The organism is Actinomadura chibensis NBRC 106107 (assembly GCF_001552135.1).
Lineage (GTDB): Bacteria > Actinomycetota > Actinomycetes > Streptosporangiales > Streptosporangiaceae > Spirillospora > Spirillospora chibensis.
Window position 1 is genome coordinate 1 of record NZ_BCQP01000090.1, and the last position, 14,895, is coordinate 14,895.

Annotated in this window: 14 protein-coding genes; 3 read left to right on the forward strand and 11 right to left on the reverse strand. The window is 72.1% G+C overall.

What is annotated here, in order from left to right; translation table 11 throughout:
* Nucleotides 1-316 precede the first annotated feature (316 nt).
* On the reverse strand, nucleotides 317-1,432 hold the full coding sequence (locus ACH01S_RS39755; protein WP_246236736.1) for an MFS transporter: 1,116 nt from the start codon (nucleotides 1,430-1,432) through the stop codon (nucleotides 317-319).
* On the opposite strand from ACH01S_RS39755, the gene ACH01S_RS44775 reads away from it, so the two are divergent.
* Nucleotides 1,410-1,613 (forward strand): hypothetical protein, encoded by a 204-nt coding sequence (locus ACH01S_RS44775; protein WP_169809435.1) that lies wholly within the window; start codon nucleotides 1,410-1,412, stop codon nucleotides 1,611-1,613. The genes ACH01S_RS39755 and ACH01S_RS44775 overlap by 23 nt on opposite strands.
* A gap of 341 nt (nucleotides 1,614-1,954) precedes the next feature.
* Here the strand turns inward: ACH01S_RS44775 and ACH01S_RS39760 are convergent, their stop codons facing one another.
* Nucleotides 1,955-2,140 (reverse strand): hypothetical protein, encoded by a 186-nt coding sequence (locus ACH01S_RS39760; protein ID WP_067905097.1) that lies wholly within the window; start codon nucleotides 2,138-2,140, stop codon nucleotides 1,955-1,957.
* Between the two features lie 322 nt (nucleotides 2,141-2,462).
* Between ACH01S_RS39760 and ACH01S_RS39765 the strand changes: the two genes are divergently transcribed.
* The gene (locus tag ACH01S_RS39765; RefSeq protein ID WP_169809436.1) at nucleotides 2,463-3,077 is read left to right on the forward strand and encodes an RNA polymerase sigma factor; all 615 of its coding nucleotides are present in this window, start codon (nucleotides 2,463-2,465) and stop codon (nucleotides 3,075-3,077) included.
* On the opposite strand, the gene ACH01S_RS39770 is transcribed toward ACH01S_RS39765, so the two are convergent.
* Nucleotides 3,047-4,528, reverse strand: coding sequence for a GTPase (locus ACH01S_RS39770; protein ID WP_067905103.1), 1,482 nt, complete (start codon nucleotides 4,526-4,528; stop codon nucleotides 3,047-3,049). The two genes, ACH01S_RS39765 and ACH01S_RS39770, sit on opposite strands and share 31 nt — an antisense overlap.
* A gap of 127 nt (nucleotides 4,529-4,655) precedes the next feature.
* Nucleotides 4,656-5,393: a Crp/Fnr family transcriptional regulator gene (locus tag ACH01S_RS39775; RefSeq protein WP_067905106.1), complete on the reverse strand. Its 738-nt coding sequence runs from the start codon at nucleotides 5,391-5,393 to the stop codon at nucleotides 4,656-4,658.
* Nucleotides 5,394-5,657: 264 nt separating this feature from the next.
* Between ACH01S_RS39775 and ACH01S_RS39780 the strand changes: the two genes are divergently transcribed.
* Nucleotides 5,658-7,622 carry a dynamin family protein gene (locus ACH01S_RS39780; RefSeq protein ID WP_067905109.1) on the forward strand — a complete coding sequence of 655 codons (1,965 nt, stop codon included), beginning with the start codon at nucleotides 5,658-5,660 and terminating at the stop codon, nucleotides 7,620-7,622.
* A gap of 15 nt (nucleotides 7,623-7,637) precedes the next feature.
* Here the strand turns inward: ACH01S_RS39780 and grpE (ACH01S_RS39785) are convergent, their stop codons facing one another.
* Genes grpE (ACH01S_RS39785) through ACH01S_RS39815 form a run of 7 tightly spaced genes read right to left on the reverse strand, consistent with a single transcriptional unit; the run spans nucleotide 7,638 to nucleotide 14,832 of the window.
* Nucleotides 7,638-8,138, reverse strand: a complete 501-nt coding sequence (grpE, locus tag ACH01S_RS39785) for a nucleotide exchange factor GrpE (protein ID WP_067905112.1) — start codon at nucleotides 8,136-8,138, stop codon at nucleotides 7,638-7,640.
* Entirely contained in the window at nucleotides 8,135-8,533 is a 399-nt protein-coding gene (grpE, locus tag ACH01S_RS39790) for a nucleotide exchange factor GrpE (RefSeq protein ID WP_067905115.1), read from the reverse strand. The genes grpE (ACH01S_RS39785) and grpE (ACH01S_RS39790) overlap by 4 nt, the downstream gene beginning before the upstream one ends.
* Nucleotides 8,533-10,377, reverse strand: coding sequence for a dynamin family protein (locus ACH01S_RS39795; RefSeq protein ID WP_067905118.1), 1,845 nt, complete (start codon nucleotides 10,375-10,377; stop codon nucleotides 8,533-8,535). The genes grpE (ACH01S_RS39790) and ACH01S_RS39795 overlap by 1 nt, the downstream gene beginning before the upstream one ends.
* A complete protein-coding gene (locus tag ACH01S_RS39800) occupies nucleotides 10,374-11,642 on the reverse strand; it encodes a hypothetical protein (protein WP_067905121.1) in 1,269 nt (422 codons plus the stop codon). The genes ACH01S_RS39795 and ACH01S_RS39800 overlap by 4 nt, the downstream gene beginning before the upstream one ends.
* Complete coding sequence (locus ACH01S_RS39805) at nucleotides 11,639-12,682, reverse strand: TRAFAC clade GTPase domain-containing protein (RefSeq protein ID WP_067905124.1); 1,044 nt, start codon at nucleotides 12,680-12,682, stop codon at nucleotides 11,639-11,641. The genes ACH01S_RS39800 and ACH01S_RS39805 overlap by 4 nt, the downstream gene beginning before the upstream one ends.
* A 21-nt stretch (nucleotides 12,683-12,703) precedes the next feature.
* Nucleotides 12,704-13,618 (reverse strand): TRAFAC clade GTPase domain-containing protein, encoded by a 915-nt coding sequence (locus tag ACH01S_RS39810; RefSeq protein WP_067905127.1) that lies wholly within the window; start codon nucleotides 13,616-13,618, stop codon nucleotides 12,704-12,706.
* A complete protein-coding gene (locus tag ACH01S_RS39815) occupies nucleotides 13,612-14,832 on the reverse strand; it encodes an Hsp70 family protein (protein WP_067905130.1) in 1,221 nt (406 codons plus the stop codon). The genes ACH01S_RS39810 and ACH01S_RS39815 overlap by 7 nt, the downstream gene beginning before the upstream one ends.
* Nucleotides 14,833-14,895: the final 63 nt, after the last annotated feature.

A 14,895-nucleotide genomic window follows, 5' to 3' on the forward strand; every position in this document is an offset into this window, starting at 1 on the left:
AGGATGTTCGCCTCGAACTGGATCGTGGCCGGGTGCTCCCCGCGTACGCGGGGATGGTCCCGCGTACGCGGGGATGGTCCTGCTTCCAGGCATGAGACATCCCGTGCCTTACAGTGCTCCGCGCGTACGCGGGGATGGGCCCACCGCCCGGCGGGTCAAGGGGTCGAGGAAGCTGTGCTTGCCGACGTGCTTTTGCCCGGAGGGTTCTTGACGGCCGTCCGAGACCGTGGGGCGCCTGGTTGGGAATTGTGGGGACGATTGCTGTTGAACAGCAGGGCCAACGTTCGTCGTTGGGGCCGGTCTTTGCTGAGTCTGATCAGGTGGACGTGCGACGCGCCCTGCGAGAAAGCACAGTCGTCGCCATGACGCTGGCCGTAAGCCCTCCCAGGAGCATGACCGTCGATGGGGACGTGCGGTCCACGACGACGCCTCCCATAAGGGCACCGGTCGAGAGCGTCGCTTGGAACGATGCCGTGAAGAGCACGGACGCGGCCTCCGGTGCATGCGGGGCCGCCCTGACGAACAGAGTCTGCGAACAGACCGGAACTGCGCCGTAGCCGACGCCCCACACGATGAGTAGTGCGATTGCGCCCGCGTCCCATTGGCCGAGGAGTGGAAACGTCAGTGTGGCGACGGCGATGAGGGCTCCGGCGGCGCCGAAGGTCGCGTACGGGTGGCGGGCTACGGTCGCGCCGCACAGGAAATTGCCGAGGATCCCGGCGATGCCGTAAGCCAGCAGGAACACTGTGATCAATTCTGGCGGCACGTGCGTTACTCGCTCAAGGAACGGCGTTACATATGTGTAGGTGCCGAAATGCGCCATGACGACCAGGAAGGTCAGCAGGAGCGCGAAACGGGTGCCCGCGTTCTGGATCATGCCGCGCAGCATGGTGAGCCGGGTGACCTGCTCGGCGGGCAGTGGTGGCACCAGGACGGCGAGCGCCACGAGCACCATGGTGGACAGCACGCCCATCACCACGAAGCTGGCCCGCCATCCCGCCAAGTCCCCGATCAAGGTCCCCAGCGGCACGCCGAGAACCGATCCCAACGGGACGGCCGAGAAGATCACCGCGGTCGCCCGGCGCGTCGAGGGTTCGGGCACCAGCCGGTCCGCCAGCCCCGCGCCGATCGACCAGAAGCCGCCGATGACGATCCCGACCAGCACGCGTGAGAGGAGCATCGCCCAGTAGCCCGGCGCGGCGGCCGCGATGAAGTTCGCCGACGCCAGCAGGAACATGCAGGCGCACAGCATCAGCCGCCGGTCGATCCGCGCCGTGGCGACGGTGACCGTGGGAGCCGCGATCGCCGCCAGGTAGCCGGGCATGGCCATCATCAGCCCGGCCGTCCCGTCGGAGACGGCGAAGCCGGAGCCGATGGACGTCAGCAGCCCGATCGGCAGGATCTCCGTGGTGACGATCGAGAAGATCCCCATCGTCACCGAGAGCACCGCCGCCCAGCCCGTCATCGACGAGCGGGACGACGGGGCTGTGCCGACTATGGACATCGATTCCGTCCTGTTGGTGGGGAACGCAGTGGAAGTGCGTCCCAGCCAACAGTCATCGCCTGCGAAGCTCTGGCGGTTTTCCGCCGTCAACGTGCCCACAGAAGGGTGATGTCGCGCTGTGAATCCTCTGGGTCTCCGAGGGTCAGTTGGAGCGCGGCGGCGGAGGCAATCCGCGGTCGATTAACGACAACGGCCGGGGTTCCGACTCTCGAACGGACTCTTGGGATTAAGGAAGTGTGAACGGAATTGCGCGAATGGTTGCGATCGCTCGGTGGCGCGGGCCGCATCCTTTGAGGGCGCGGCGGGTAGCATGCGTTTTCAGTATCAGCTCGCGTCATCTATCGGCGGCGTTGGCGGCTAAGCAGGAATGCCGGGCGGACTACATCGTTGATCGCCACGGGACTGGTCTGGGGATGCGGTCAAGGTCATCCGTTGAGAATGCCGGGATCCCTAGAAGTCAGTTTCTACGCCGTAGTCGTCCGAGCCGACGTCGGTGGCGAAATCATCGACGGGGTCGGGAGCTAGGGCGTTCTCGTCGTGGACGTAATCGGAGACAGATGTGTAGCCGGTGTGATCGGCCGACTCGATGACGTCGTCTTCGGTGTACTCGCCGTCGCCCCAGGTCTTCTCTGGCATGGACGTCCCTCTCCACATAATTCTCCCTGCGATCGATATAAAATGCGCGTCGGCTGGCTTACAAGACGGTGACCGGATCTGGACGGTGGCCCCTTCCTGCCAGCCAGCTCCGACCGCCGAGCGGGAGCGCAGAACCATGGGCTGAACAGGGCTTTTGGGTGCAGACGGGGAAGTCGGCAAGATTGTTCTTGAAGAAGCCGTCAATTGCCGGAATCTGGTGGGACGCAACGCGGACATAATGCTTCCCAAGGGGCCAGAACGGGAGGCGGCTGTGACGGGGAGCGCGGTACGGCATGCCATGCCATATGTCCGGATTGCTGGCATGGACGACAAAAATCTTGTGGGCTGTTTCCAGCGCGGCGACCAGGGGGCGTTCGCCGAGTTGGTGCGCAGGCATGAGCCGCGGCTCCTGCGGGTGTGCCTGCGGATCACCAAGGACGCGGAGGACGCCCAGGACGCCCTTCAGGAATGCTGGGTGAAGGCCATGGCGGGGCTTGCGCGATTCGACGGACGCTCGCAAGTGGGCACCTGGCTCTACTCGATCGCCACCAACGCGGCCCTCGATCAGCGCCGGTCGCGGGAACGCCGTCCGGATCCGATCGGCGTCGGCGAGCTGGAGCATTTGCTCCCGCCGCTGCCCGGCCCCGCCGAGCAGACGATCGATCGCGAATACTGCCGCGCGTTGCTGGTAAAGCTGTCACCCGCCAAGCGTCGCGCCCTCGTCCTGCACGTCGCCGTCGGCCTGTCTTATCGGGAGGTCGCGGATCTCGAAGGTGTTCCGCTCACCACCGTCCAGACGCGCATTCTTCGGGCGCGGCGTGCGCTCTCGGCACGACCCGAGGCGCGGCCGAAAGCGCGGCCCGAGGCACGGCCGGGCGAAGTGCGCGTGGTGTTGTTCGACGGCCGTCATCCGATGCCTTCCTCCGCCGCGAAGTAGAACGCCTCGCACACCTCGCGGGCGGTCTCGGCGTGCCGCTGGACGACGCGGGAGTCGGACCATTCGTGGACCTGCCAGCGCCGGATCTCCTTGCCGGCGGCCTCGCACACGGCCGGTGACGGCGCGTCCGGCGGCAGGCCGAGGCAGGCGGCCGCGTCCTGCCCGGTGGCGAGGCGGACGAGGGCTCCCTGGTCGTCGTCCGGCAGGACCAGGGCACCCGAGGCCATCGCGACCAGGGCGGTGGCGAGGGCGGTCTGCCGCATGAGCGGATGGCGGCGCAGGTCGGTCAGCTGGGAACGCAGCGCGGTGAGGGCGGCGGTCTCCTCTCGTCCGCGCCCGAGCGCGCACACCTCCTCCAGCAGCGCCGCGGCGGAGGCGGCGCGGAGGCGGTCCGCCCTGGTGCCGAAGTGCTCGCGGATCTGGTCGAGAAGATCGTCGACGCCGCTGTGCCGCCGCAGGTCCGCCAGGATCTCCGCGCTGCTCGCCGCCCCCCGCTGGACGGCCTCGACCGCGGTCGCGATGCCATAGCGGCCGAGGAGTCCGAGGAGCCGTTCGCGTTCCGTGCTGGTGATGGGGGCGTCGTCCCAGGACATGAAGAAGTCCGCGGAGTAGAGGGCCCCGTCGAGGTCCTCTGGGGCGGCGGCCGCCAGGCGGTGCAGCGACGCCGTGTCGGCGTCGGAGTAGTGGTCCCCCCGGGCGGTCTCGGCGAGGAGGCCGACGACGGGGATCACCCGCGCGGCGACGCCGGACAGGCGCTCCCCGTAGCGGGCGGCGACCTTGCGCGCCCTCGGCCACGGGTCGCCGGTCCCGTCGCCGAGTTCGTCCACCCTGCTGAGGACGCCCAGCACGTTGAGGGCCGTGATGTGCCGGTCGGCCTTGCGGCGCAGCGCCTCCAGCGCGTCCCGGTCGTTCTCGCCGGGGTGCGGGGTCACGTACAGCAGGGCGTCGGCGCGGGCGAGAGCGGCCATCGACATCGCGTCCAGGCCGCTCAGCGCGTCCATTCCGGGGGTGTCGACCAGCGTGTAGCCGGAGGCGAGGTTCTCGTTGGGGACCTCCACCACCAGTTCGGCGATCTCCCCGGGCGGAAAGCCCAGGTCGCCCGGATCGTCGGGCACCCCGCCGCCCGGCCTGCCCGGCACGTAGACGACCCTGCCGTCGTGGTGACGCACCTGGACGCGGTTGACGAACGAGTCACGGAACCAGGTCACGAGCAGCGTGCACTCGGTGGCGGCGGTGGCGGCCAGGCGATGTCCCAGCAGCGCGTTGACCAGCGTGGACTTCCCCGCCTTGACGCGGCCGCCGACCGCCAGCCGCAGGCCGGGCTCGCCGAGCCTCGCCGTGACGGCGGCCAGCCCGTCGGCGGCGGGGCCCGGCTCCAGCAGCGGCGCGGTCCGCGCGCAGAGCGCCCGCAGCCTGCTCGACAGCGGACCGTCCGCGACCGTCGTCGTCATCGCACCGGCCGTGGCGGGCGACCGGTGTCGATCATCAGCGTTCCGCACGCCATGGGGGTCTCCCCTTCCATCCGCCTACCTCTCTTGGACGGTGCGGATGGGGGAATTTCATGCACCTGGCTGGAAATCAGCCCGCATGCCCGCCGTCGGCCAGCCTGGCCATGGCCCGCAGGGCCTTCAGGTCGAGGATGGCGGTCCGCCGGTAGCCGGTGCCGATCAGGCCGTCCGACTTCAGTTTGCGCAGTTCCCTGCCCGCCGTGTCGGCGTCGGCCCCGGCCATCGCGCCGAGCTCGTCCTGGGTGAGCTCGATGTCGAAGACGATGCCCTCGTCCGCCGCGTGGCCGTAGGTCGCGGCGAGGTCGACCAGGATGCGCGCGAGCCGGACGCGGGTCGGGTAGCCGTAGAAGTCGACTCGTCTGCGGTTGGCCCAGCGGAGCCGCCGGCTGATCACACCCGACACGTTGATGTTCACATCCGGCAGGTCCCGCAGCAGCGCGATGAACTCCTCCCGCGGGATGGTGCGGACGAGCAGGCGGCCGCAGGCCGTCACGGTCGCCGCGCGCGGGGAGCCGTCCAGCGCGGCCATCTCGCCCACGGTGTCGCCGGCCATCCGGATGCCGAGCAGGGCCACCCGGCCGTCGCCGAGGTTGGAGGTGACCTTGGCGAAGCCGCCGAGCAGCAGCACCACGTGCGTCGAGCGTTCCTGCTCGTACAGCAGCACCTCGCCATGCTCGTAGACGCGCTGGGACCCCAGTTCCATCAGGCGCGTCCGGCTCGCGGGGGGCAGCTTCGCCAGGAGCGTCCCGCGCGGCCACGGCCGCTGGGGTTCCGATCCCGTCGACCGCGGGGACGCGGTGTGAGTCATGGCAGCCTCCGCCGGATCCCGCACTCGTCGAACCGTCACATGTCAAGGATGGCTGGCCTCACCAGGAAGATGCACGACCATCACCGGAATGTGGCGAAGGTCGACCGGCGCGTGGTCCCCACCGGTCGCTGCGGGAGCATCCGCCCCTCCGGGCGGCGCGATCGGATCGGCCCGCTATTGGACGGCTGAGGGCTGCAACAGTCGGCGAGCCCGGCCACGTCCAAGTAAGCGAGGACCTTACGCCCCCTTCCCCTGGAGGTGTCCATGGCCGTCGTGCCACGGCATCCGCTGACCGACGACGTCCTGAAACTCACCGAGCGGATCACCTCGCTCTGCGTCCGCACGGGTGCGCTGGAGGACTCCGCGCTGCTCCGCGGCCAGACGGCGTCGGCGGCGCACCCGGGATCGACCGTGGTGGTCGTGGGCGAGAAGAAGCGGGGCAAGAGCTCGCTCATCAACGCGCTGCTGGACCGCCCCGATCTGCTGCCCGTCGACGCGGACGTGGCCACCAGCGTGCACCTGTCGGTCGGCTACGGCCCGAAGGACCTGGCGTGGGTCCTCGGGGAGGACGCCAGGCAGATCCCCTTCGCGGAGATCGCGGAGTACGGCGCGGTCGACCCCGACACCGGCGAGGAGCGCCATCCCGAAGTGACCGGGGTGGAGATCCAGCTCCCCGCCGACCTGCTGGCCGGCGGCCTCGGCCTGATCGACACCCCGGGCGTCGGCGGGCTGCTGGCCGGGCACTCGGCCATCACCCTGGCCGCCCTGGAGCGTGCCGACGCGCTGCTGTTCGTGGTCAACGGGTCGATGGAGCTCAGCCGGTCCGAACTGGAGTTCCTGACCCGCGCGAGCGAACGGACCGGGACGGTGCTGTTCGCCCTCACGAAGATCGACCTCCATCCGCACTGGCGGACGACGCTCGACCGCGACCTGGAGCTGCTCGCCCGGCACGCTCCGCGGTTCATGGACGCGCCCTGGTTCCCGGTCAGCAGCCGATACAAGTCCGACGCCGACCGCGCCGCCGAAAGCGACCCGGAGTTCGCGGCCGGGCTGCGGGACAGGAGCCGCTACGACGCGCTGTCCACCGAGCTGCGCGACAGGACCCTCCAGCGGATCCAGGCCGGCCGGCTCGGCGGACTGCTCGACACCGGGGCCGCCGCCCTCGACCGGCTCGACGGGCGGCAGCGGGACCTCGCCCGGTCGCTGTCCAAGGACGGGGCGCTCGACGGTGAGATCCGCCGCCGCCAGCAGGAGCTCATCGTCCTGCAGTCGCGCGACGCCGCGTGGCGCGGCAGGCTCGGCGAGCGCGTCGGCGCCCTGGAGCGGGACCTGCGCGCCCGGACGGAGGAGCGCCTGAACACGCTGCGCGACACGGCGCACGACGCCGTCCGGGCGGGCGGCAAGGACGTCCAGACCGAGGTTCCGCGCGACCTGGCCGACGGCATCCGCGGGCTCGGAATGGAGCTGGAGAACCTCCTCTACGACAGGGCGTCGGCCATCGTGGACGGGCTGGCCGAGGAATTCGGCGTGCACGGCGTGGCGGTCGTCCCGTCCCAGCTCGGCGGCTTCACGTCTTCGACCTCCGCGGAATCGGAGGGGCACGCGGAGACCGGGGAGCCGGCGGCTGCGGAGAGCGCCGGGGCCGACCCGGCCCTGGAGATCGAACCCCGGGAGGACGATGAGGCGGCCGAGGCCGAGCGGGCCGAGCAGATCCAGTGGTTGCGGGACACCGCGCGGAAGGGCGCCAAGCCCGCCGGCGCGGCGCTCGGCAACGCGGCCGCGGGGGTCGGCGGTTTCGTGCGCAGGCACCCGAAGGCGGGACCGCTCGCGGTGATCGGCGTCGCCGCCGGGGCGGTCACGCTGGTGACCCTCGGGGTCAGGCGCTACTTCAAAGGCCGAGGACGCAAGGCGCTGGAGGCGTATGTCGACCAGGTCATCGCGCAGCAGCGGTCCGCGCTGCCGCCCGCCCTCCAGGACGCGCTGCGGCAGGTGCTGACCGACCTGGAGCGAGCGGCGTCCGACCGCCTCGCCGAGCGGCAGCTGCGACTGCACGAGGAGCTCGCCGAGGCGCAGGCCAACCGCGCCGAGTCCGAGGCCGTGCTGGCCCCGCGGCGCGAGGAGGCCCGCCGCCGCCTCGACGAGATCGCCGCCCTGCGCGGCGACGCCGAATCGCTACGCCGACTGCTGCGGGACCAGCGAACCGGAGAAGGCGGGAGCCCGGAGGGCTAGCAAGGGGCCATCGGTTCAATCGGCGTCGGCACCGCTGTCGGTGTCGGCGCCGTGACGGTAGACGACGACCACGGGACGGCGCAGCCAGTCGCCGCCGTCGGCGTAGCCGGGCTTGTCGGTGGCGGCGACGGTGAGGTGGCGGGCGGGGTCGTCGGTGGGCTCGTCGTGCAGCGCGTTGTGGATCCCGGGGTCGAACGGCGCGCCGTCGGGGACGACCGTGGTGACGCCCACCTTGGCCAGGGCGTCGGTCACGCGCCGCCAGAGCGCCGGGTCGCCGTCGCGCGCGTGGTCGGCGATCCCGATGCAGGCCTCGATGAGAGCGCGCCGCTGCTCGGCGGCCCGGCCGTCCCGGTGGTCCCGTCCGTCGGCGATGCCGCGGTAGTCGACCTCCGTCCAGCCGTCACCGGACGGCGCCCGCCCGCGGCGGCGAAGGCCGCCGGGCAGCGCCTGCCCGGCCAGGGCGCCCGCCGCGCCGCCCAGGAGAAAAGCGATGATCGCGGTCCGCTGTGCCTTCATTCCCCGGCCTTCCTTCGAACTTCGCTCGGGTCTTCCGCCGGGCCCGCGCCGGCGACCCGGTAGACGTACACCTGCGCCCGGCGCAGCACCGTGCCGTCGGCGTCCACGTATCCGGCGAACTCGGTGCTGGCCACCGTCATGTCCTTGCGTGCGTCCGTGGTCTTCTCGCGGCCCAGCGCCTGGTGCGCCCGCTCGTCGAACGGCGCCCCGTCGGGCATGACCACCCGGACGCCGATCTCGGCCAGTCCCCGGTTGAGCCGCTCGAACAGCGCGGACCGGCCGTCCCGCAGGCGGTCCGCCATGTCCATGCAGACCGCCAGCAGGTGCCGGCGATCCGCACGGGCCCTCGCGGCCGAGACGTCCGGCTCCGGAGGCGCGCCCTCGCCGAGGGACATCAGCCGGCCTCCAGTTCCCGGCGGAGCGCGGCCGCCCGCTCGGTGAGGTCGCGCAGCCGCGCCAGCGCCGCCCGCACCTGCCCGCGGTCGCGGGCGAGCGTCTCCTTGGCGGCGCGCAGGTCGTTCTGGTGCGCGGCGAGCTCGGCCTCAAGCCGCTCCCGCTGGTCCCGCACCCGGTCGGTGATCGCCTCGGCGAGCCGCTCGCCGAGGTCGTCGACGGTCGCCGAGATCCTCGGCGGGATCTCGGTGTTGAGCTCCACCACCAGCCGGTTGACGTACTTGGTGGCGTCGCCGCGGACCCGCCGCAGCTCCTCGCGCCGCTTGCGCCGTCCGCTGAGCAGCGCCAGCAGCCCGATCCCCGCGGCGACCGGCAGCAGCAGCGTCTGGGTGAGCGCGCTCAGCCCCACCATGACCAGGGTGCCGGCGCCCCATCCCGGCATGACCCGCTCGATCACCGCCAGCGGCCCGTGCGAGTCGTCGGTGCTGGACTGCATCGCCGGCAGCGAGCGGAGCCGTTCCGGCAGCGTCAGGTCGCCGGTCACCTCCGCGTCGACGTCGGCGAACTCACGGCCGATCTCGGCCGCGGTCTCCCGTATTCCGGCGGACGCGTTGTTCTGCAGTTCCATCCAGATTCCCTGGATGCCGGTCTCCAGGTCGCCGGGCAGCTCGCGGACCACCTCGGCGCCGCTGCTCACCGCGATCTTCTCCTCGGCGAGGGCACGCAGGTCGTTGACCGAGCGCTGGAAGCCCAGCCGCAGCCGCCGCTCCAGCTCGCGGGTCCGGCGCGCCAGCGTCCGCCGCCAGCGCGCGTCGGCGCCCTGCAGCTCCCGCAGCCGGTCGCGCCGGTCGCGGACCTCGCGCTCCAGGTCCGGATCGTGCTCGAGCGACCGCAGCCGCCGCTCCATCGCCGCCGCGAGCCGTTCGGCCTCCGGGACCGCCACGTGCAGGGCGTTGCCCAGCCGCACCTGCTGGGCGCGGGGCGCGACCCGTTCGGCGAGCATCGCGCGCAGCTCCCCGATGCCGGACGCCTCCTCAAGGCGGGCCGCCTTCTCCTCGTCCCCGGACCGGCGGGCGGCGATCGCCTCGATCCCGGCGCGGCTGCTCACCGCGTACCAGGGCGCGGAGGCGTACCGGGGGGCGTGCTCCGCGAGCAGCTTGCGGTTGCGCTCCAGGATCTCTCGCCAGTTGTCGTACTTGTCGATCTGGGTCAGGACGAACAGGACGGTCGCGATCCGCTCGGTGGCGCGGGTGAGGAACGTCAACTCGGACCGGGTCAGCTCCATGGAGCCGTTGACGACGAAGACGAGCGCGTCCGCCCGGTTGAGCGCCGCCAAGGTGATCTGGGCGTGCCCGGAGACCAGGCCCCCGACGCCCGGCGTGTCGATGAGCACCAGCCCCGCGCGCAGCATCGGGGACGGCACGCCCACGCGGACGTGCTCGACGTCGTCGCGGCTCTCCTCGCCGGTCTCGGGATCGAGGGCGCCGTAGGCGGCGACCTCGTCAAGGGTGATGCGGAGGGGCTCCGGGCGCCCGGTCAGGACGGCCTCGGCCTGCGGCTCGGGCGCGTACCCGACGGCCAGGTGGACGCTGGTGGCCACGTCCACCTCCACCGGCAGCAGGCCGGGGTGCCCGACCAGCGCGTTGATCAGCGAGCTCTTGCCGCGCTTCTTCTCGCCGACCACGACGATCCCGGCGGCGCCCGCGTCCGCGCGTCCGCTCTCGGCCCGGATGGCGTCGGCGGTCCGGTCCCGGGTGGCGGGGTCGCCCAGCGCGGCGACGGCGTCGGCGATGTCGCGGCACAGCGCCCGTACCCGGGCCGCGAGTGGATGCCGCATCTCGGTCATGGGCTCTCCCCCCAGGGGTCGCCGTCGTCGGCGGAGTTGCGGCGCGGTGGGAGTTCGGGCCTCGGCACCGGCTTCCGCGGGGGCCCGGCCCTCCGCGCGGACCGGTCGCGACCATCCTCGGAACCGGAGCCGGAGCCGGGCCCGAGACCGGAGGCGGCGCCGGTCTCCGCGAGCCCCAGCCGCCGCTGGATCCTGTTGAGTTCCCACCTGGCGTCCTCGGCCCTGCGGTGGGCCTCGCGGGCGTCCTCCAGGGCTTGGTCGTAGCGCTCCCGCGCGTCGCGGAGCCCGGCGCGTTCCTCCTCGCTGAGCCACGCGGCCTCCTCCGCGCGCCGCTGCGCCGCCGCCGGGTCGCCGCCGAAGCCCAGATCCTCCCGCGGCTCGGCGTCGTCACCGCGGGAGAAGGGATTGCCGATGCGATCGGCCACGCCTCCGACGAGTCCCTTCAGGTCCCGGGAGAAGCCGTCACGGCGAGGTTCCCGGGGAGGACGCCTGGGTTGGTGCTGGGCGGCGCGGGGCGGGACCGGCCGACGCGGCGCCGGACCGGATGAAGGCGGCGGCGGGGGCGGGGGCCTCGGGACGGTCCGCTCCCGCTCGATGCCTTCGACGCACACGTGGGTGAGGTTCTCGCTCAGCCGTTCCGTCGCCTTCCACCAGCCCGTGGCGAGGGCGAAGTCGGCGGTCGTGACGGCCGCCCTGTCCCAGACGGCGTCCGCCCAGCTCGCGGGGACCTGGACCAGGGCGTTCCGCTCCACGTGAAGCGTTCCCCGGACCTCTTTCCCGGCGGGCGACGCCCACGGGGCGGGTTCGGGCGTGGTCCGCTCCAGGCCGAACCTGCCCTGCGGAAGCATCCAGACGGGTTCCATGAACCGCTTGTACACAGCCCCCGCCCACACCGGGAAGTTCTCGGTCAGCTCCGCCAGCGGCGGCAGTTCCCCGGTGAAGCGGCCCGCGCCGTACCAGCCGACGAAGCAGTAGAGCTCGCGCTCCCCCTGCTGCTCGATGTACAGGGAGTCGCTGAGGAGACGGGCCCGGCAGGCGACGCCGACCAGCGTGCCGCCCGTACCGCTCCCGCCGCGCGCCAGCAGGAAGCGGGGGGCCTGCCGGTTCTCGTCCCCGACCCAGCGGGTCAGGCCCCTCCCCCCGTCGATCACGTCGGTCATGGCGCGCTCGGCCCAGCCGTCGAGCGGCACGTCGGCGGGCCAGGCGCGCCGCCACTGGTCGACCAGGTGGGTGCGGCCGTAGACGACCGGCGACCACTGGATCATTTGACCTCCTCCCCGTCCCTGATGATCGGGAGCCGGTCCAGCTCGCCCATGAGCTGCGCGGCGCGCTGCTGGGCGGTGCCGAGGTCCTTGCGCAGGCCGCTGATCTCGTCGTCGGCGAAGTCGATCTCGCCGCTCTTGCGCCTGATCCGGTCACCGCGGAAGTGCCTGCGGAAGCCGGTGTTCAGCTCCTCCAGCTCTTTGCGCGCCTGGGCCTGACCCGCCCGCAGGCCCTCCAGGTTCTGCTGGTCGAAGGCGATCTGCTCGGTCAGGTAGTGCATCAGGGAGAAGATCAGCGGTTTGTGGACGAAGATCGGCTTCACCTTGCTGCGGTCCACCGCGGTGCCCGCGTCCAGGCCGAACTCGCCGAGCTGGACGGGGCAGATCATCGCGGTGACGCCGTCGTAGTAGGCGAAGGGCACCAGGTCCCGCATGTTCTTGATCATCATGCGCATGGCGTCCTGCCGCGACAGCCCGCTGGTCTCCGCCAGCACGTCGCTCTTGGTGATGATCACGACCAGCGACGGCCGCGGCCGGCCCTCGTCCCTGGACCTCTGGAACAGGTCCAGGATGGCGCGGCCGATCACGGCGATGCTCATCGGCCCGACCGCCTGCATCGGCGGGCAGCCGTTCTTCACCCAGTCGCCGACGTGCCTGCCGTCCAGGACGAGATAGATGCTGTTGGACTCGGCGAGCCGGGCCCGGAGCATCCCGATGTCCTCGTGGGCGCCCGCCTTCCGGCCGGACTCGGTCCCCGCGCCGCCGCGGAAGTCCACGAAGTCCAGGTGCAGCAGGGCCTCAAGACCGTAGTTGAAGACCATCTCGTACGACGTCGGCTTCTCGGGGGTCGGCGGCGGCAGCTCGCCGTGCTGGAGCAGCGTCCCCCAGGCCTCCATCAGGTCGAGGTGGTCGTCCGGGTCCTGCGTGAACAGGTGGTATCCGTGCACGCCGGACGCGAGCATCGCGTACATGCCATGCATCAGGGTCGTCTTGCCGGAGCCGGTCGCTCCCAGCATGGTCAGCTTGATCTCCGGGATCTTCATGGGTGCTCTCCTCGGGCTCGGTCAGGAATCGTCGGCGAGGTCGAAGGCCCGCTCGATGACCGCCTGCAGCCGCTCGCTGGGCTCCACGAGCGGCTGGAGGCGGGCCAGCTCCTCCCGGGCCTGCCGGAAGTCGCGCTGGGCGAGCTCGGCGAAGGACGGCTCGCCCTTGAACCAGCTGGTGACGCGGTCGCCGATCGTGTCCCTGGCCGCCAGGTTCTCGGCGCGCTCGGAATACGCGCGCACGAGCGCGTCCAGCGTGTGGACCCTGCTGAGGAGGCCGACGCACAGGCAGGTCAGGACGGGCAGCTCCAGGTTGACCGGGCTCGGACCGCACGACACCCCGACCATCGCGCCGAGCGCGGACGGCGACCGGTTGACCCCTTCCAGGAACTGCTGGAAGGGGGCGCTGAGTTGGCTCGCCGTCTCGTCGGTCAGCGCGACCAGATCGCACTTGGTGAAGACCACCAGGACCGGGAGGAGCCCGTCGTCGTCGCCCCTGCGGGCGACCGCCCGCATGACGTGGGTGACGAGGGTGGCGGCCTCCGTGGCGGCGACCGGCGCCGTCGCGAGGCGCTGGGCGTCGGCGAACAGCACGATCGCGTCGGCGTCGTCCAGGTCGGCGTGGAGTTCGCGGGCCTGCGCGCTGTCGGCGCCCTTCTCCCGCAGCGCGCCGCCCCGGTAGTCGCGCCAGGTGAAGGGGAAGACGTCGGTGCCCTTGTGCTGCAGGACGAGGTCGTAGCTGGCCCGCTGGTGGCTCACGTCGGGGTAGCGGCCGCGGCGGATGGCGTCCGCGGCGTCCGACAGCGCCCGGTGGTGGTAGGGGTCCGCGGTGCGGAGCGTGAAGCCCTCGACGCCCGCGCGCATCGTGTCGTACATGAGCGAGACGTAGGTGGTCTTTCCGGCCGAGGTGTGGCCGAGCATGACGATTTTCACCATTCCTCCGGCAGGAATCCGTCTGGGTCAGGGTCGATCCACAGGGGTTTCGCCTCGGCCGTGCCACCGTCCGAGGAGGCCGGTGGTGGCGGGGATGGAGGCGGAGGCGTTTCGTGGACGGGTTCGAGCAGCGCGCCGTGGGCGACGGAGGACTTGGGGTCGGGCGCCATGAGCGGAAGGGCTCCGAAGGTCTCCGCGATCAGTTCGGCGACCCTCGGGACCCGGCTGGATCCGCCCGCGAGCGCGACCGCGGCCAGGTCGGACGGGTCCAGGCCCGCACCGGTCACGGTGGCCCGCAGCAGGTCGGCGGTGCGCCGCAGATCGGCCTCGATGATCTCGGTGAACTCGCGCCGGGTGACGCGGAAGGTCGCCGGGAAGCCGGGGATCGCGAGGTCCACGGTGACGCGGCGGGACAGGGCCTGTTTCGCCTCGGTGATGTCGCGTCGCAGCATGACGCGGGCGCGGCGGGCGGGCGGGCCGCCGACCGCGGGGTCCAGGGCGTCGAAGGCGTCGGGGTCGCGGTCGGCGGCGCGTTCGGCCAGCAGTTCGAGCAGGCGCTCGTCGAAGTCCTCGCCGCCCAGCGCGGGGTCTCCGCCGGGCTCGCCGACGAGGACGAACCCCGCGCCCGCGCGCTGAACGACCGCGGTGTCGAAGGTGCCCCCGCCGAGGTCGTACACCGCCAGGTACGCGCCGTCGGGCAGGTCGAGCCGGGACGCGGCCCGGCATTCGGCGGCCGCGCAGCCGACCACGTAGTGCGCCGCCGCGGCGATGGGCTCGGCGACCAGGCGCACCGTGCCCAGCCCCGCCGCGGCAGCGGCCTTCCGCAGCGCCGCGAGCTGGTCGTCGCACCAGCCGGCCGGATGGGTGAGGGTGGTCTCCGCGGGCTCGGCGCCGCCGTGCGCCGCGCGCGCCTCGGCCGCGGCCCGGCCGAGCACGGCGGCCACGAGATCGGTGGTGGCGACGGTGCGTCCGCCGAGCCTGACCTTGGGTCCGGCGACCAGCGCCCGTTTGGGCAGCCGGACCGCGCTCTCGGGCTCGTGCCGGGCACGCTGGAGGGCCTCCGGGCCGGTGAGCAGCGCGCCGCCGTCCTCCATCGCGACGGTGGACGGCAGATAGCGGCTGTTGGCGATCTCGACCGGCACGACGTTCCCGTCCACCGCCGTCACGGCGGTGGTGAAGCTGGTCCCGAAGTCGATCGCCAGCGTCCAGCGCCCCATGCGGCTCTCCCCCACGTCGCCCGTCCTCGGCTTCTTGGACGGGCCGTGCCGCGGATTTCATGC